Here is a 19687-nt window from a genome sequence, read left to right as displayed (position 1 = left end):
TCTCTCCCTTATGAATAAACTTGTGTATTATATATGTAATTAAATAAAATTTTAACTTATAATCAAGAAAAAATTGCTAAGGAACGAATTTATGTTTGAATTGCTAAGAAAATGGTATATGCGGCACTTTAGTGATCCACAAGCAATGGGATTAGCGGCTATTTTGTTGTTTTGCTTTATTGCTATTTATTTTTTTAGTGATCTCATCGCCCCTTTATTAATTGCCGTTGTATTAGCCTATTTGCTTGAATTTCCGATTCATTTTCTTACCACCAAATTTTCACTCCCTCGCATTCTAGTCATTATTCTCATATTAGGTAGCTTTATCACTTTTGCCTCATTACTCGCCTTTGGTTTATTGCCCAATTTAATTAATCAAACCATTAATTTATTAAGTGATTTACCTAATATGTTCAACAAACTACATGAGTGGGCAATGCGTTTACCCGAAATTCATCCCGAATTTGTAGATGCCCAAATGATTGAAGGAATATTCACAGCTACACGTACTAAAATCCTTGGTTTCGGTGAAAGTGCGGTGAAATTTTCGCTCACTTCTATTGTAAACTTAGTAACGATTGGAATTTATGCCTTTTTAGTACCGTTAATGATGTTTTTTATGTTAAAAGATAAAAACACGTTAATTCATTCGTTTACCCAATTCTTACCGCAAAATCGTCATCTTGCGAACAAGGTCTGGCAAGAAATGCAATTACAAATTGCTAATTATATTCGAGGCAAACTGTTTGAAATTGCGATTGTCACGCTGGTAACTTATATTATTTTCCTATCCTTTGGTTTAAATTATCCACTATTGCTTTCTGTTGCGGTTGGGGTTTCGGTGTTAGTGCCTTATGTGGGAGCGGTGTTAGTCTGTGTACCAGTGGCTTTAGTCGCATTCTTTCAATTCGGTGATCATTCTACATTCTGGTATATTATAATTGCCTACGTAGTCAGCCAGTTACTTGACGGTAATTTACTGGTGCCATTTTTATTCTCGGAAGCAGTTAATTTACATCCTTTAACCATCATTGTGTCAGTATTAATTTTTGGTGGATTATGGGGATTTTGGGGTGTATTTTTTGCTATTCCATTGGCAACCCTAGTTAAAGCTGTGATTAATGCTTGGCCTTCAACAGAAGAATTGAATGTTATTGTAAAATAAGATAAAAAATAGCACTGGGAAACCAGTGCTAATTTGCTATCTAAATAATTTATTTGACGCGAGAAACATATTCGCCTGAGCGAGTATCCACTTTGATGACTTCACCGATTTGAACAAATAAAGGTACTTTCACTACCGCACCAGTGCTTAATGTAGCTGGTTTACCACCAGTTCCTGCGGTATCCCCTTTCAAACCTGGGTCAGTATCGACAATTTCTAATTCCACAAAGTTTGGTGGGGTCACTGAAATCGGTGTACCATTCCATAAGGTAATAATACAATCCGCTTGGTCAAGTAACCATTTTTCTGCATCACCCACTGCTTTTTCGTCCGCAGAGTATTGCTCAAAAGTTTCTGGGTGCATAAAATACCAGAAATCTTCGTCTTTGTAAGAATAGGTCAAGTTAAGATCCATCACATCAGCGGCTTCAACTGAAGTACCTGATTTAAAGTTCACGTCTAATACTTTGCCTGAAATTAATTTACGAATACGAGTACGCGTAAAGGCTTGTCCTTTACCCGGTTTAACAAATTCATTTTCAACGATTACGCAAGGCTCACCGTCTTGCATAAATTTTAGACCTGGTTTAAAGTCTGTGGTAGTGTATGATGCCATATTTATCCTTAATTTAGATGTAGAGCTGTTTTAAAGTGTATATTTTACCCCAAAAACCCTTAATTAGAGAAGAACAAAAAACACAGAATTGGCTAGAAATTCTGGCGAATGCGGTTTCTGACCCCGAAATGTTATTAAGAATGCTGAATTTACCAGTGAATGCCTTTCAAAAAGATATTCAAGCTCGCCGTTTATTTCCTATGCGAGTACCATTACCCTTTGTGCAAAAAATGGAAAAAGGCAATCCACAAGATCCGCTTTTTTTGCAAGTCATGACGGCTCAACAAGAATTTCTGGCGGAAAAAGGGTTTAGCAAAGATCCCTTAGACGAACAACAAGCAGCCGCTCCAAATATTTTACACAAATATCATAACCGATTGTTATTAATGGTGAAAGGTGGCTGTGCCATTAACTGCCGTTATTGTTTCCGCCGCCATTTTCCCTATAACCAAAACAAAGGTAATAAAGCCAACTGGTTGAAAGCATTAGACTATATTGCGGAAAATCCACAAATCGAAGAAATTATTTGGTCTGGCGGTGATCCCTTAATGGCAAAAGATCATGAAATAGACTGGCTCATAAAACAGCTAGAAAAAATACCGCACTTGCAGCGTTTGCGGATTCATACGCGTTTACCCGTGGTCATTCCACAGCGAATTACTGATGAATTTTGTCAGATTTTAGCCCAAAGTAGATTTCAAACTGTGTTAGTCACTCATATTAATCATGCCAATGAAATCGATGTAATTTTTGCTGATGCGATGAATAAACTGAAAGTGATAGGTGTAACCTTATTAAATCAATCCGTGTTATTAAAACAAATTAATGATAACGCTAACACGTTGAAATCTTTGAATGAAAAATTATTTTCAGTGGGTATTTTGCCTTATTATTTACATTTACTGGATAAAGTGGAAGGTGCCAGTCATTTTTATATTTCCGATCAAAGTGCGGGGCAAATTTACAAAGATTTACAAAAAATCAGTTCAGGCTATTTAGTCCCTAAATTAGCTCGAGAAATTGCTCATGAACCCAATAAAACTTTATATGCTCCGTAGTTAATTCTAGGAAAATCATTAAAGATCCTTTAAAATAGATAAAATTCGACCGCACTTTTTTAGGGATTATTCTAACGTGCGTATTTTGTTTGGCATTTACTGAGGTAGTAACATCGTGGAAAACACACCAAAAAATAATTCAAATCAAAATGAATTGGATTTAGACTTAAACCAAGCTGATTCAGCCACTGTAAGAAAAGATGTTAAAATTGATCCATCTATTTTAAATAAAGTCACGGGGTTATTTGGCAAAAAGGAAACTTCGCAACCCAATCAATTTGCGGTGCGTAAAGAACCTACTTTTGGTACTACTCAAAATATTGAACAACCTGCTAACCGTGTGGATACAGTTCAAGCCCAACAAAGTGTAGCAACCAGACCTACCATAGCACAAACGGCAGCACAATCTGAAACAATAAATTCAGTAGAGAACACCGCCACGTCAGCTACGCCAAATAATAGAGCAGAATTTGTTGAACCAGAACCAGAACAAAAACAACAACCAACGGCTGTTCCTCCTGTACAGGAAAAAAATAATAGCAAAAATCCTGAGAATTGGGGCATTATGCAAAAATTACCACCTAAACATCGTCGCTTATTTATTGCTATTGCTGGAGCAATCGCAATTCTACTCGCTTTATTATGGTTAAAACCAAGTAATAACACAGTAGAAGAAATTCAAGCAAATAATACTTCATCAACACCGATTGAATTCCAATCTCTTGATCCGAATAAACCGCTTGAAAATACTGAAGTGGCAAATAATAATGTTGTAACAGAACATACTACGCCAACAGATAATATGGTAGAAAATGTAAATCCAACCACACAAGCAAATGAACCAACACAATCGGCTCAACAAATACAACCAAACACGGTACAATCTAACGTTACTCCAGAACCAGTGAAACCAACTGAAACACAAACGATAGTACAAAATAAAGTTGAAACACAACAGGTTCAGACTCACAGTGTAGAACAAACTAAGAACGCTGAACCACAAGCTCAAGTTCACAAGATAGAACAAGCTAAGAGTGCTACACAACAAGCTCAAACTCACAAAGTAGAACCAACAAAACAAGCCGTCACAAAGACTAAAGCTGCTCCTGTGGTTGAAGCAAAACCTGTGTCATCAAGTTCACAAAGCAATGCCTCAAGCAATCAGACTCGCAATGTGACTAATGCAAACACAAGAACCTTAGTTATTCCAGCCAGCACATCATTATTCCAAGTATTCCGCAGTAATGGTTTAGATATTCGTGATGCAAACGCTATGACAAAAGCAAATGGTGCGGGTAATGTACTAAGTAGTTTCAAAGCCAACGATAAAGTTCAAGTTGCAGTAAGCCAAGGGCATGTTAGTACAATGCGTTTATCCAATGGTGCAACGTTTACACGTCAAACTGACGGTACTTATAAGTACAGTAAATAAGGATAATACTGTGAAACGACTTTTACTGCTTACTTTTATTGGAATCACTGGCTGTACTGCAAATTCAGAATTATTATCGAGTAATAATACTCAACCGAAAGCTAATACTAATGTAGTGCTAGATAAAACAATACAAAAAAGATCTGCCAGCCTTTATAAGTGTAAAAATGATAAGCAAGTAAGAGTCGTACGTATTATTAAAAGCAGTAAAAATACTAAGAAAGTAAAAACTGATGAGATTAATCTCACTTTTGAAGGTGTCACGGAGAAACTTAATGCGACACCTTATCAAACGGGAAAATTCTATACCAACATTCATTGGCAATGGTTAGAAAAAGCTGATAGTAGTAGCTTATACAATAGTATTGGTAATGTTCTGGCGGAAGGGTGTATTGAGCAACAATAGTTAATTAAAAAAGTATTACTTATGCACAGCAGTAAATGGAATAATTTTTCTTCCATTGCTATCTGAAACTAACTGATAAAATTGTGGGTAATTAAAATCACGCTGTACAATATTATATAAATTATTCCCCGTACTATCCGCTTGTTGATAAATATAATTTATTTCCTTGATTTTTTGTTCTTTTTCTCCACTACAGTGGCGATAGATCTCAATATGATTTTCTTCATCTAAAATATACACATCAAATGAACCATCAACATTATCTTTAAAAAAGAATTGTAAAAAACCTTCACTAGCAAAAGCATCAATTTCAACAGGATACTCTCTGTTATATGGTTGTAATGAATACAATGGCTGTTCAAAGTGCGGTGCTTTTTCAGCAAAATTTGCGGTATTTGCAAATTCATCTCTATTTGATACTTGTATGTCTGGAATTTCCTGCCACCGCATTCCTCTATTTTCAAAAAAGAATTGCCAGTTTTTACCTGCGATACGTAATATATTTTGTGTATTTGAGGAAGAAATGGTTCCAACCTGAATTCCAATACATTTATTTACTAACGCAAGTAAAAGCTCATGCAAAGCACGCTGATAGTTCTCACTATAACAAAAAACATCGACACCCCTTGGGGAATCAGAACCTCGATGAATTTTATTAGCTAACACTTTTAATGCTAATAAAATGGCATTACTACCTTCAAAATGTAACGTTCTAACTTCATTCCACACATTTCGATAAATTAAATCAATACTACCAACCAGACTTTCCTCATTTTGCCCGAAACTAAATAAATCACCTTGCTGAATCCGACCTCTCGGCTGTATCAAATTCTTGGTGGGATCGGAAACTAAATTAACAAACACAGCTAAATGACGAATTTCACAAGGATGGTGCAATTCCTCATTGGTTGCTGCTGGCACGTTAATCGGGAAGAATTGCGTTAAATCAGCGACAAAAGCCTTGAGTTTGTCTAATGACACATTTCGGCTATATATATGCAGCTGTGTTTCAGGTGTCAATAACCCATTAAAATATGCCCATGAAACAAGTTTATGTAAATTCGGATTATATTCAATATGACGAGTATAAGCGGCAAATTCCGATATTTCAGGGGCATGATTAACCACATACCAACCTGGTTTAACCCCCGAATTAATTTTCGTCACTTCAATAAATGTTAAATGAGCTTCGGATAAATCATTAGAAATCAAAGGGTTGACCAAAGTTACTTTACCTGGTAATTCTTCAAATGCACTATATAACTTACGCGATAAAATACTAATATCCTGTGGCATAATATTAGCATCCACATGATTTTTTCGGGCAAATTGAATCAAGTTGCGATAGCTCAACATCAGCATTTGAATTAAATCATTGTAAGATCTTTTTACCATTTTAATTTTCCAAAATGGTCGCTGATTAAGCTCTTCAATAACATCTGTAGACCAACCCCATTGCTTGGTCAGCTCTGACAACAAAGAAAAACGCCAACTATTCGATTTGCTATACCATAAATCTTCCGTTGCTTTTATATAAAAACAACGCCGAACAAAATCTAACCGTTTGAAATCGCCTAAATAAGTGAGGTAATTGGTTACTCGCTCTAACATGGCAAGATAAGGATCAAAATGATGATCTTCGGTGCGATCAGTTAATAAATGAAATTTAAAATCTGATGAAATTAAATGAGTGTTCGGATATTCCCAAGAATAGGCTTCAAGCAATAAAATCTTGATGGTTGATTTATACGGGGAATCAATGCCTTTATAGAGATGCCATAAACTAGCACCAAAATACTCATTGGCAGAAAACGCCCCTAAACCACCGAAATCCACCCAGTCTTGTGGATCAATTTGTTTATTTAAAATCAGTTGCTCAACTTCTGTTTCATATTGCTTTTCGTCTTCTATCAATAAATGCGACCATAATAACGGTCTGCCAGCTAATCGAATGGCGGAACGATAAAATTCATCAAGCAACAACATATATTGTGCTGAACCACAGTTCTCTGATGTCATCGCATCTGAATAGCGGAAACAACGAAATCTTTCTTGATCCATAAGAAAAAAATTCACATCCACTTCAAACTGTTTTGCCCAATATTGTAAGGCAGAAGTTTTCTGAGTTAAAAGATTTCGTTCATGAATATTCAGATCTTCACGATGACAAACCCAAATATCTAAATCAGATGATGCAGTTTGTGAAATTGAAGCAATGCTTCCCATGACATATACGCCATAAATAGCATCAAAAGTGCGGTGAGAAAAAGAATTAATTTGTGAATAAGAGAATTCTGGGATAACACGACTAAGGTATTCTTGCTGATAATCAGATAATTTGAAGTTGCAAATTCCCACTGGAGCATCAACGACAAAACCAGGTAAACTAGGATGGTTAACCTGTAATAATAACGTAACTAATTTAAATATATGCTGAAATTCTTTTGAGGCTCCCGACAATGCTCGCACAATACGGAAGTGTTCAAGATCGGCAACTTGTTTCTTCGCAAATTCAATATCGTACTTCAAGAAAACACCCATTCTTTCGATAAGCAACACTCATTACTTTATCATTTAGAGCCAGATAAAGCAAATAATGATAGATTAAAATAACATCTAAAAGTGCGGTGAAAAACAACATATTTTTAACAGATATAATAAAAGCCCCTTTGCTTTCACAAGGGGGCTTAATGCTATAAATTTACTGCTTACTCATCATCCACCATATTCAACATTTCTGTCAAACTAGCAGTTGGGTCATCGGCGACCATGTTGTTAAATTCGGCTTCAATTTCTGCTTCATCGGCAGCAGAGAATTTAACCACAGGTTCTTCAATCACAATACCTGCATCACGGTTTTTCACGCGGTTTTGATGATAGGCAAAGCCTGTCCCTGCTGGGATTAAACGACCAACGATGACGTTTTCTTTCAAGCCACGCAATTCGTCACGTTTACCTGCCACGGCGGCTTCGGTAAGCACACGAGTGGTTTCTTGGAACGAGGCAGCAGAGATAAATGACTCTGTCGCAAGGGATGCTTTGGTGATACCAAGCAATTCACGTTCAAATTCCACCAATGGTTTGCCCTCGGCTTCACGTTTGCGGTTGACGATTTTAATGCGTGCCACTTCCACTTGCTCGCCTTCTAAGAATTCAGAATCGTAGGCTTTGGTGATAATGGCTTTACGCAACATTTGACGCACGATGACTTCGATGTGCTTGTCGTTAATTTTTACCCCTTGTAAGCGGTAAACTTCTTGCACTTCGTTGACGATATATTCAGTCACGGCGTGAACACCACGCAAGCGTAAAATATCGTGTGGCGTTTCTGCACCATCCGAAATTAAATCGCCACGTTCCACCATTTCGCCCTCAAATACGTTGAGTTGACGCCATTTTGGAATCATTTCTTCGTACGCATCGGAGCCATCTGTTGGGGTAATCAATAAGCGGCGTTTGCCTTTGGTTTCTTTACCGAATGACACAATACCTGAAATTTCAGCTAAAATCGCTGGCTCTTTCGGTTTGCGTGCTTCAAATAAGTCGGCTACCCGTGGAAGACCACCGGTAATATCTTTGGTTCCCACCGATTCTTGTGGAATACGAGCTAATGGATCACCGATATTGATTTCTGCACCGTCATCCAGCGTCACAATCGCTTTACCTGGTAAGAAGTATTGTGCAGCTACGTCTGTGCCTGCAATTAAAATATCGTTACCTTTCGCATCCACTAATTTAATCGCTGGACGTAAGTCTTTACCTGCGGTGGCACGTTCACCCACATCTTGCACTAAGATAGAAGATAAACCCGTCAATTCATCGGTTTGACGGCTTACGGTTAAGCCATCAATAATATCCACGAATTTCACGAAACCTGCTACTTCCGAGATGATCGGCATAGTATGCGGATCCCAGTTGGCAATGGTTTCGCCTGCTTCGACATTGCTACCGTCTGCTTTGTTTAAAATGGTACCATAAGGCAATTTATAATGCTCTTTGGTACGACCGAATGCGTCAATCACGGTTAATTCAGTGTTACGAGAAGTTAAAACTAATTTACCCTCGTTGTTATTAACGAATTTCACGTTGGCTAAACGAATAGTACCGTTGTTTTTCACTTGTACGCTAGATTCTTTGGCTGCTGCAGATGCCGCACCACCGATATGGAACGTACGCATGGTTAACTGTGTACCTGGCTCACCGATAGATTGGGCAGCGATAACACCCACGGCTTCACCTTGGTTAATCAAGTGACCACGCGCCAAGTCACGTCCGTAACATTTGGCACACACACCAAAGTCGGTGTTACAGGTTACCACAGAACGCACTTTCACGGTATCTACGGAGTTTTCGTCTAATACATTACAGAGTTTTTCGTCTAATAAGGTATTACGAGCGATTAACACTTCGTCTGTACCTGGTTTTAACACATCTTCGGCAGCCACACGACCTAACACTAATTCACGCAATGGCACTTTTTCATCACCACCTTCAATTAATGGTGCCATTACGATACCCTCGTGGGTACCACAGTCATCTTCAGTGATCACTAAGTCTTGTGCCACATCAACTAAACGGCGAGTCAAATAACCTGAGTTCGCTGTTTTTAATGCGGTATCCGCCAAACCTTTACGTGCACCGTGGGTAGAAATAAAGTATTGCAATACGTTCAAACCCTCACGGAAGTTTGCGGTGATTGGAGTTTCGATAATCGAGCCGTCTGGACGTGCCATCAAACCACGCATACCTGCTAGCTGACGAATCTGAGCCGCAGAACCACGTGCTCCAGAGTCAGCCATCATAAAGATGCTATTGAACGACGCTTGTTTTTCAGGATTACCGTCACGGTTAATCACTTCTTCCGTGGACAAGTTTTCCATCATCACTTTGGCAACACGTTCGTTGGCGGCTGCCCAAATATCGATCACTTTATTATAGCGTTCGCCAGCAGTGACTAAACCTGATTGGAATTGCTCTTGAATTTCTGCCACTTCTTCTTCTGCTGCCGAAATAATTTCGTATTTCTTCTCTGGGATCACCATATCATCGATACCGACAGATGAACCTGAGCGTGCGGCGTAAGCAAAGCCTGTGTACATAATATGGTCAGCGAATAGCACGCTTGGTTTCATACCCAAACGGCGATAGCTTTCGTTGATCAATTTTGAAATCGCTTTTTTGCCTAAGGTTTGGTTAAACAAGCTAAATGGCATCCCTTTTGGTGCGATCATCCATAAAATGGCACGACCAATGGTGGTATCCACTAAGTTGGTTTGTGGTTCAAATTCACCATCCGCATTTTTGCTGTATTCGGTGATACGCACTTTGACACGAGAATGTAATTCCGCCTGTCCTGTACGGTAGGCTTTTTCCGCTTCTCTCGGGTCTTGCAACAACATACCCTCGCCTTTGCCATTCACTTTATCACGGGTCATATAGTACAGACCTAATACCACATCTTGTGATGGTACGATAATCGGATCACCACTGGCTGGGGATAAAATGTTGTTGGTTGACATCATTAACGCACGTGCTTCTAATTGGGCTTCCAAGGTTAATGGTACGTGTACCGCCATTTGGTCACCATCGAAGTCCGCATTGAACGCCGCACAAACTAATGGGTGCAACTGAATCGCTTTCCCCTCAATTAATAACGGTTCAAAGGCTTGAATACCCAAACGGTGCAAGGTTGGTGCACGGTTTAATAAGATTGGGTGTTCGCGAATCACGTCCGCTAAAATATCCCATACGATCGCATCTTCACGCTCCACCATTTTTTTGGCAGCTTTGATCGTTGACGCATAACCACGGCTTTCTAATTTCGCATAAATAAATGGACGGAACAATTCCAACGCCATTTTTTTCGGTAAACCACATTGATGTAGGTGTAAGTATGGACCTACGGTGATAACTGAACGACCTGAATAGTCAACACGTTTACCTAATAAGTTTTGACGGAAACGACCTTGTTTACCTTTGATCATATCTGCCAAAGATTTCAATGGACGGCGGTTTGAACCCGTAATCGCACGACCACGGCGACCGTTATCTAATAAGGCATCGACCGATTCTTGTAACATACGTTTTTCGTTACGCACAATAATGTCTGGTGCGATTAAATCTAATAAACGTTTTAAACGGTTGTTACGGTTGATCACACGGCGATAGAGATCGTTCAAGTCAGACGTGGCAAAACGACCACCGTCTAACGGCACTAACGGACGTAAATCAGGTGGCAACACTGGCAATACAGTCATCACCATCCATTCTGGTTTGTTGCCAGATTGAATGAATGCTTCAAGTAATTTCAAGCGTTTGGTGATTTTTTTGCGTTTGGTTTCGGAATTGGTTTCTTGCAATTCTTCACGCAATACTTCGCACTCACGTGGTAAATCCATATCACGCAAAATCGCTTGAATGGCTTCTGCCCCCATCTTCGCTTCAAATTCATCTTGGAAACGGTCTTCGGCTTCTAAATATTGCTCTTCAGTGAGTAATTGACCTTTTTCAAGATCGGTCATCCCTGGTTCGATCACAATATAGCTTTCGAAATAAAGCACACGCTCAATATCACGCAATGGCATATCTAATAATAAACCGATACGAGACGGTAGTGATTTTAAGAACCAAATATGTGCCACAGGTGAGGCTAACTCAATGTGTCCCATACGTTCACGGCGAACTTTGGTTTGGGTCACTTCTACGCCACATTTTTCACAGATCACGCCACGGTGTTTTAAGCGTTTATATTTACCACATAAACATTCGTAATCTTTCACAGGTCCGAAAATTCTGGCACAGAAAAGACCGTCACGTTCTGGTTTGAATGTACGGTAGTTAATGGTTTCTGGTTTTTTCACTTCACCAAATGACCAAGAACGGATCATATCAGGTGAGGCTAAACCGATTTTAATCACATCAAAATCTTCTGCAGTTTTTGATTGTGCTTTTAAAAATTTAACTAAATCTTTCACAGATTTTGCTCCTATCGGAGTTAAACGTATTCAAAGTGCGGTGTAAAAAATTGGATTTTTTTAACCGCACTTTAGCGGATAATTTGCCTGTCGGCTTACTCTTCGTCTAAATCAATGTTAAGACCAAGCGAACGAATTTCTTTCATAATCACATTGAAAGATTCTGGTGTGCCTGGTTCCATATAATGGGTGCCGCCGACGATGTTTTTATACATCTTCGTACGACCGTTCACATCATCGGATTTCACTGTCAACATTTCTTGTAAGGTGTAAGCAGCACCGTAGGCTTCTAATGCCCAGACCTCCATTTCACCGAAACGCTGACCACCGAATTGGGCTTTACCACCCAATGGTTGTTGTGTAACAAGACTATAAGAACCTGTTGAACGAGCGTGCATTTTGTCGTCAACTAAGTGGTTCAATTTGAGCATATACATATAGCCGACCGTGACTGGACGTTCAAATTTTTCCCCTGTACGACCATCGTATAAGGTAATTTGACCTGAAGTCGGCAAGCCACCTAATTGTAGTAACTCTTTGATTTCACTCTCGTGAGCACCGTCAAATACGGGTGTCGCCAATGGCATACCTTTACGCAAGTTTTCGGCTAAACGCAAGACTTCTTCATCAGTGAAGGTGCTAAGATCCACTTTTTGTGAACCGCCACCTAAATCGTAGGCTTTTTGAATATAGCCACGCAATTTTTCCACTTCTTGTTTTTGTTTAAGCATTGCATTGATTTGATCACCAATCCCTTTCGCCGCTAAACCTAAGTGAGTTTCCAAAATCTGACCGATGTTCATACGAGATGGTACGCCCAATGGGTTCAACACGATTTCCACAGGTTGACCGTTTTCATCGTACGGCATATCTTCCACAGGGTTAATTTTTGAAATAACCCCTTTGTTACCGTGACGACCCGCCATTTTATCACCTGGTTGGATATGACGTTTCACCGCAAGATAGACTTTAACCACTTTTAACACGCCTGGGGCTAAATCATCACCTTGAATGATTTTGCCACGTTTCACTTCAAGTTTGTGTTCAAAGTCTTTGCGTAATTCTTCATATTGTTCAGCAAGTTGTTCTAATTGGTTTTGTTTCGCTTCATCGCTCAAGGTTTGTTCTAACCATTTTGCACGATCCATTTTATCCAATTCTTTTTCGCTTACGCCACCGTCAATTAATAGATTACGCACACGAGAGAATAAGCCTGCTTCTAAAATTTCCAACTCTTCCACAAGGTCTTTTTTCGCTTGTTTGAGTTGCATTTCTTCGATTTCTAAGGCACGTTTGTCTTTCTCTACACCGTCACGGGTAAAGACTTGCACGTCAATAATCGTACCTGATGTGCCATTTGGTACACGAAGTGAGCTATCTTTCACATCAGAGGCTTTTTCACCGAAAATCGCACGCAATAATTTTTCTTCTGGGGTTAATTGGGTTTCACCTTTTGGTGTCACTTTACCGACCAGAATATCGCCGCCTTTCACTTCCGCACCGACATACACAATCCCTGATTCATCTAGTTTGCTTAATGCCGCTTCACCCACATTTGGAATATCAGCGGTGATTTCTTCCGAACCGAGTTTGGTATCACGTGCCACACAAGATAATTCTTGAATGTGAATGGTGGTAAAACGATCTTGTTGCACGACACGCTCAGACACCAACATTGAGTCTTCAAAGTTATAACCGTTCCAAGGCATAAATGCCACACGGATATTTTGACCTAATGCCAATTCACCTAAGTCGGTTGATGGACCATCGGCTAAGATTTCACCACGCCCCACGGGTTCGCCCAAGTTCACACAAGGAATTTGGTTGATACAAGTGTTTTGGTTAGAACGGGTGTATTTAATTAAGTTATAAATATCAATCCCTGCTTCACCTGGAATAGTTTCATCTTCGTTGACTTTCACCACGATACGAGAGGCGTCCACATATTGGATTGTCCCACCACGTTTTGCTACCACAGCTACACCGGAGTCAAGAGCGATCGGTTTTTCCATCCCTGTACCGACTAATGGTTTATCGGAGCGTAACGTTGGAACGGCTTGACGTTGCATGTTCGCACCCATTAAGGCACGGTTCGCATCGTCGTGTTCCAAGAATGGAATTAACGCAGCCGCCACTGACACCACTTGTTGGGTGGAAACGTCCATATAATGAATATCTTCTGGACGATATAACCCTGATTCACCGTGTTCACCACGAGCCGTAACAAAGGCATCAGTAAAGCGGAAGTTTTCATCAAGATTGGAGTTCGCCTGTGCGATGACATATTTACCTTCTTCAATGGCAGATAAATATTCGATTTCTTCGGTCACTTGACCATCGACTACTTTACGATACGGGGTTTCTAAGAAACCGTAGTCATTCGTCCGTGCATACACGGAAAGTGAGTTAATCAAACCGATATTCGGACCTTCAGGGGTTTCAATTGGACATACACGACCATAGTGGGTGGTGTGTACGTCACGCACTTCAAAGCCTGCCCGTTCACGGGTTAAACCACCTGGCCCTAAGGCAGAAATACGGCGTTTATGGGTCACTTCCGATAATGGGTTGTTTTGATCCATAAATTGCGATAATTGTGATGAACCAAAGAACTCTTTCACTGCTGCGGAAATTGGTTTGGCGTTGATTAAATCTTGTGGAGTCACTGCATCTAAATCGCCTAGAGATAAACGCTCTCGCACGGCACGCTCAACACGCACCAAACCAATACGGAATTGATTTTCTGCCATTTCACCTACAGAACGAATACGACGGTTTCCTAAGTGGTCAATATCATCTACCTCGCCATGACCGTTACGAATGTTAATGAGTTTTTTCATTACATTCACAATGTCTTCTTTACTTAATACACCACTACCTTCTGCATCTTCAATACCTAAAGAACGGTTAAACTTCATGCGACCGACTGCAGATAAATCATAACGTTCATGTGAGAAAAATAGATTATCAAACAAGCCTTCAGCGGCTTCTTTTGTCGGTGGTTCACCAGGACGCATCATACGATAGATTTCCACTAACGCACTTAAACGATCATAAGACGGATCGACACGCAAGGTTTCAGAAATATATGGACCAAAGTCTAAATCATTGGTAAATAAGGTTTCAATGGTGGTGTAACCTGCTTGAGCTAATTTCGCTAATAGCTCTAAGGATAATTCCATATTGGCAGGACAAATAATCTCACCACTTTCCAAATCCACATAATCTTTCGCAGCGACTTTGCCAATGATATATTCGGTTGGCACTTCCACTTTATCGATATTGTCTTTTTCTAAAGCACGAATATGACGAGCCGTAATGCGGCGACCACGTTCTACATAGACTTTACCATTAGCTTCAATGTCAAATGTCGCCGTTTCACCACGCAAACGCTCAGGTACTAATGCCATTAATAATTTATTATCTTGAACTTCAAATACCACTTTCTCAAAGAATAAATCTAAGATTTCTTCAGTGGTGTAGTTTAACGCACGCAAAATGATGGTCGCTGGCAATTTACGGCGACGGTCAATACGAGCGAATAAGTTATCTTTCGGATCAAATTCAAAATCTAACCAAGAACCACGATAAGGGATAATTCTTGCGTTATATAATACTTTCCCAGATGAATGGGTTTTACCTTTGTCGCTATCAAAGAACACACCTGGACTGCGGTGTAATTGTGAAACGATAACACGTTCTGTCCCGTTGATCACAAAAGTACCGTTTTCCGTCATCAATGGGATTTCGCCCATATAGACATCTTGTTCTTTAATATCTTTGATGGTGCCAGGTGCCGCATCACGGTCATAGCTGACTAAGCGTAATTTTACACGCAATGGGGCGGCAAAAGTGGTACCACGAATTTGACATTCACGCACGTCAAACACAGGCTCACCTAGCTTATAGCTGACATATTGTAATTCTGTACTACCGTTATTACTCACGATAGGAAATACAGAACGAAATGCGGCTTCTAAGCCTTGTTGCCCTTCAGGATCTCTTTGGATAAATTTATCGAAAGAATCTAATTGGATTGTTAATAAATAAGGTACATTTAAAACTTGCGGACGTTTGCCGAAGTCTTTACGAATACGTTTTTTCTCGGTATAGGAGTAAACCATTGGGGTTCCTCTGTAATTTTTTAGTGTGACCGAATTGCAACAGTTTAAAAGTGCGGTGAAAAAATAAAAATTTTTGCCGACCTGTTACAATGATTTGAATCCGTTTGTTAGATACCGCACTCTGAACCTTACTTCTGATGAGCGGATTGTCATTAAGCTAACAGCTTGATTTAACTTAATTTATCGACAATGAAACGGTGGTTTTATTTATGCTACCTTGATAGCACAAAATGGCTGACGGTATTCCGTCAGCCACTTTCCCAGAAAATCTGGTTTCCGAAGTGGAAAAAGTGTCAATCAAAATTATTTGATTTCTACTTTTGCACCAGCTTCTTCTAATTCTTTTTTCAATGCTTCCGCTTCTGCTTTAGCAATGCCTTCTTTTAAGTTAGCTGGTGCAGATTCAACTAAGTCTTTCGCTTCTTTTAAGCCTAAACCTGTTGCACCACGTACTGCTTTGATCACAGCAACTTTGTTTGCACCCACTTCAGCAAGAACTACATCAAATTCTGTTTTTTCTTCTGCTGCCGCACCTGCTGCACCTGCTGCTGGAGCTGCTGCAGCTACTGCTGCTGAAACACCGAATTTTTCTTCCATCGCTGCGATTAATTCAACGATTTCTGATACTGTTTTTGAAGCAATTGCTTCGATTAGTTGTTCGTTAGTTAATGACATAACAATCAATTCCTAAAGTAAATAAGTTGATAAACGATTTAAGAAGTGCTTTTAAAATTAAGCCGCTTCTTGTAATTTGTCGCGTAATGCTGCAAAAGTGCGAACAAGTTTGCCTGCCGCAGCTTCTTTCATTGTACCCATTAAACGTGCAATCGCTTCTTCGTAAGTTGGTAATGTTGCCAAGAAATTAACGTCTTGGATTTTACCTTCAAAGGCGGCACCTTTAACTTCAAACTCTTTGTTTGCTTTCGCAAATTCAGCAAATAAACGTGCTGCTGCACCTGGATGCTCATTTGAAAATGCAATCAGAGTAGGACCAGTAAACGCATCTTTTAAACATTCGAATTCTGTCCCTTCAACGGCACGGCGTAATAAAGTATTACGAACCACACGCATTGAAACGCCAGCTTCACGAGCTGTTTTGCGTAACTCAGTCATTTTATCCACAGTCACACCACGGCTGTCCGCAATTACTGCTGATAGGGCACCTTTGGCTGCTTCATTTACTTCAGCAACAATTGCTTGTTTGTCTTGAAGATTTAATGCCATTGGCTTTTAGCTCCTGAATACACTCCGATTTCTCGGAATTAAACTACCTAATAGGCTATTTGAATATAAACCATTAGGACGACTTCGGTGTACAGAAGCAGAAAATTCTTTTTCTGTTCACCATCTACGTTGGATATTAAGATTACCTATTTAATGTAACCACCGACGGTCTTGGACGGGGCTTGATGAGGCAAGCACCATCAGTATTTCGCTATAAATAGCAAAATTAGGTCGGCAATTATAGACGACTTTCACCTGCTGGTAAAGTCATTTCTATAAAAAAGTACGGTAAAAAAAACCGCACTTTTCCAAACCAAACAATCAATTAAAGTGAAGACTGATCAACAGCCACACCTGCACCCATAGTGGTAGAGATGCTTACTTTCTTGATAAAGATACCTTTAGCAGTGGTTGGTTTAGCTTTCACTAACGCTGCTAAAAGTGCTTGTAAGTTTTCTTTTAATTGTTCTGCAGAGAAATCCGCTTTACCGATAGTGGAATGGATAATACCATTTTTATCATTACGGTAACGAACCTGACCAGATTTTGCGTTTTTAACCGCTTCTGCTACGTTTGGTGTTACAGTACCGACTTTCGGGTTTGGCATCAAGCCACGTGGACCTAATACTTGACCTAATTGACCAACCACACGCATTGCATCTGGAGAAGCAATAACTACGTCAAAGTTCATTTCGCCTTTTTTCACTTGCTCTGCAAGATCTTCCATACCCACTAAGTCTGCACCAGCGGCTTTCGCTGCTTCTGCATTGGCGCCTTGAGTGAACACTGCAACACGCACTTCACGACCTGTACCATGTGGTAACACAGTGGCACCACGCACGTTTTGATCTGATTTACGTGGATCAATACCTAAGTTTACTGCCACATCAACGCTTTCTTTGAATTTAGCGGTTGCAAATTGTTTTAACACTGCAATGGCTTCGTTAATTTCATACGCTTTAGTAGAATCTACGCCAGCTTTGATTGCTTTCATTTTTTTAGTCAATTTAGCCATTGTATTATTCCTCCACCACTAAGCCCATTGAACGAGCAGTACCAGCGATTGATTTCATTTTGGTTTCGATAGTTGCACCAGTCATATCGGCTGCTTTAGTTTCAGCGATTTGACGAAGTTGTGCTTGAGTTACTGTACCCACTTTATCTTTGTTCGGTTTACCTGAACCAGATTTAATACCTACAGCTTTTTTCAATAATACTGCAGCTGGTGGAGTTTTAGTAATGAATGTGAATGAACGGTCTGCATAAACAGTAATTACAACTGGAATTGGTAAACCTTTTTCTAAGCTCTCAGTACGAGCGTTGAATGCTTTACAGAATTCCATAATGTTCACACCTTGTTGACCTAATGCAGGACCAACTGGTGGTGATGGGTTAGCCATACCAGCTGCTACTTGTAGCTTAACGTAGGCTTGGACTTTTTTTGCCATTTTTAAGTTTCCTTATATTTGGGTGATAACGCTGAAAATCAGCTCCCCTGTGTGTTTCCTTGCGAATGCAAGCGTTAAAAAGGGTTGCATTTTAATCAAATACAACCGAGATTTCAAGTCTAAGGTTGATAAAATCAACAAAACTTTAGAAAATAATACCGCACTTTGCTCTGAGAATAAGAAAGTGCAGTAAATTTAGTGAGCTTTTTCTACTTGACCAAATTCAAGCTCAACTGGTGTCGCACGACCAAAAATAGACACAGATACTTTAACCCGACCTTTTTCATAATCCACTTCTTCCACGGTACCATTAAAGTCAGCGAATGGACCTTCAGTAACACGCACTTCTTCACCTGGTTGGAAAGTGTTTTTAGGACGTGGTTTATCCGCATTTTGTTCTACTCGGTTTAAAATAATATCGGCTTCACGTTGGCTAATTGGCAAGGGCTTATCTGGGGTTCCGCCAATAAAACCCATCACACGTGGCACACTACGTACCAACTGCCATGTATAATCATTCATTTCCATTTGCACTAACACATAGCCTGGAAAGAATTTGCGTTCGCTTTTACGACGTTTACCCGCCACGTTTTCAATCACTTCTTCGGTAGGTACAAGCACTTCACCGAACTGATCTTCCATGTGGTTTAACTTAATATATTCACGCAATGTTGTGGCTACTCGACCTTCAAAACCAGAGAAAGCCTGTAATACATACCAACGTTTTTTAGCTGTTGTCGTTTCTGTCATAGGATTAGAATCTCAAGTTGGTTAAGAAATCAAGGACGCTAATAATAATGCTGTCAAACGCCCATAAAATTAATGAAACAACTACCGTCACGCCTGCCACAATTAATGTGGTTTGCATTGCTTCGGAACGCGTTGGCCAAACTACTCTACGCATTTCAACACGAGCATCACTAAAGAAAGCGAGAGCTTTTGCTCCTTGATTAGTAATAGCTGCCAAGCCTAAAGCAACGGCAATTAATAGCACAATACCGACCACACGAATAGCGGTTGAATACTGTTCTGCAAAATAAATATTACCTACCGCAGCGACAATGATTACAACGATAGCTAATAACCATAATAAACGGTTTAAACCAACGGATTTTTGCCCTGTTGTTTGCTCAGGTGCATTTTTCTTTTTCTCGGTTACAAGAGCCATAAATTAACCTATCAATAAAATATAAAATTCGGGACATTTTTAAGAACGAGCGATTGTATCACTTTCTTCACT

General features: G+C 39.8%; 14 protein-coding genes. 4 read left to right on the top strand and 10 right to left on the bottom strand.

What is annotated here, in order from left to right:
• Positions 1–91 precede the first annotated feature (91 nt).
• Complete coding sequence (locus O1Q80_RS03035) at positions 92–1165, top strand: AI-2E family transporter (RefSeq protein ID WP_386695603.1); 1074 nt, start codon at positions 92–94, stop codon at positions 1163–1165.
• A gap of 49 nt (positions 1166–1214) precedes the next feature.
• Here the strand turns inward: O1Q80_RS03035 and efp are convergent, their stop codons facing one another.
• Positions 1215–1781 (bottom strand): elongation factor P, encoded by a 567-nt coding sequence (gene efp, locus O1Q80_RS03030; protein ID WP_132300040.1) that lies wholly within the window; start codon positions 1779–1781, stop codon positions 1215–1217.
• 35 nt (positions 1782–1816) lie between these two features.
• Here efp and epmB point away from each other — a divergent pair, with 35 nt between their 5' ends.
• The 3 genes from epmB to O1Q80_RS03015 all read left to right on the top strand — a co-directional run bounded on the left by epmB (position 1817) and on the right by O1Q80_RS03015 (position 4677).
• Entirely contained in the window at positions 1817–2839 is a 1023-nt protein-coding gene (epmB, locus tag O1Q80_RS03025) for an EF-P beta-lysylation protein EpmB (RefSeq protein WP_386695601.1), read from the top strand.
• Positions 2840–2954: 115 nt separating this feature from the next.
• Positions 2955–4271, top strand: a complete 1317-nt coding sequence (locus O1Q80_RS03020; protein WP_386695599.1) for a LysM-like peptidoglycan-binding domain-containing protein — start codon at positions 2955–2957, stop codon at positions 4269–4271.
• Positions 4272–4281: 10 nt separating this feature from the next.
• On the top strand, positions 4282–4677 hold the full coding sequence (locus O1Q80_RS03015) for an opacity-associated protein OapB (protein ID WP_386695597.1): 396 nt from the start codon (positions 4282–4284) through the stop codon (positions 4675–4677).
• Positions 4678–4692: 15 nt separating this feature from the next.
• On the opposite strand, the gene O1Q80_RS03010 is transcribed toward O1Q80_RS03015, so the two are convergent.
• The 9 genes from O1Q80_RS03010 to secE all read right to left on the bottom strand — a co-directional run bounded on the left by O1Q80_RS03010 (position 4693) and on the right by secE (position 19615).
• Positions 4693–7206 carry a class I adenylate cyclase gene (locus O1Q80_RS03010; protein WP_386696127.1) on the bottom strand — a complete coding sequence of 838 codons (2514 nt, stop codon included), beginning with the start codon at positions 7204–7206 and terminating at the stop codon, positions 4693–4695.
• A gap of 179 nt (positions 7207–7385) precedes the next feature.
• Positions 7386–11651, bottom strand: coding sequence for a DNA-directed RNA polymerase subunit beta' (rpoC, locus tag O1Q80_RS03005; protein WP_386695595.1), 4266 nt, complete (start codon positions 11649–11651; stop codon positions 7386–7388).
• Positions 11652–11746: 95 nt separating this feature from the next.
• Positions 11747–15775, bottom strand: a complete 4029-nt coding sequence (rpoB, locus tag O1Q80_RS03000) for a DNA-directed RNA polymerase subunit beta (protein WP_386689173.1) — start codon at positions 15773–15775, stop codon at positions 11747–11749.
• 303 nt (positions 15776–16078) lie between these two features.
• Positions 16079–16450: a 50S ribosomal protein L7/L12 gene (gene rplL, locus O1Q80_RS02995; protein WP_386689171.1), complete on the bottom strand. Its 372-nt coding sequence runs from the start codon at positions 16448–16450 to the stop codon at positions 16079–16081.
• Between the two features lie 57 nt (positions 16451–16507).
• Positions 16508–16999, bottom strand: coding sequence for a 50S ribosomal protein L10 (gene rplJ, locus O1Q80_RS02990; protein ID WP_386689169.1), 492 nt, complete (start codon positions 16997–16999; stop codon positions 16508–16510).
• Positions 17000–17324: 325 nt separating this feature from the next.
• Positions 17325–18014 carry a 50S ribosomal protein L1 gene (gene rplA, locus O1Q80_RS02985; protein WP_386691515.1) on the bottom strand — a complete coding sequence of 230 codons (690 nt, stop codon included), beginning with the start codon at positions 18012–18014 and terminating at the stop codon, positions 17325–17327.
• 4 nt (positions 18015–18018) lie between these two features.
• Positions 18019–18447 (bottom strand): 50S ribosomal protein L11, encoded by a 429-nt coding sequence (gene rplK / locus O1Q80_RS02980; RefSeq protein WP_386689165.1) that lies wholly within the window; start codon positions 18445–18447, stop codon positions 18019–18021.
• A gap of 195 nt (positions 18448–18642) precedes the next feature.
• Positions 18643–19197 carry a transcription termination/antitermination protein NusG gene (nusG, locus tag O1Q80_RS02975; RefSeq protein WP_386689163.1) on the bottom strand — a complete coding sequence of 185 codons (555 nt, stop codon included), beginning with the start codon at positions 19195–19197 and terminating at the stop codon, positions 18643–18645.
• Between the two features lie 4 nt (positions 19198–19201).
• Complete coding sequence (secE, locus tag O1Q80_RS02970) at positions 19202–19615, bottom strand: preprotein translocase subunit SecE (RefSeq protein ID WP_386689161.1); 414 nt, start codon at positions 19613–19615, stop codon at positions 19202–19204.
• Between the last annotated feature and the right edge of the window lie 72 nt (positions 19616–19687).

Origin of the sequence: Lonepinella sp. MS14435, from assembly GCF_042485795.1 — a bacterium.
Taxonomy (GTDB): Bacteria; Pseudomonadota; Gammaproteobacteria; order Enterobacterales; family Pasteurellaceae; genus Lonepinella.
Note: the sequence above shows the minus strand (reverse complement) of the source record. Positions and strands in the feature narration are given on the sequence as shown.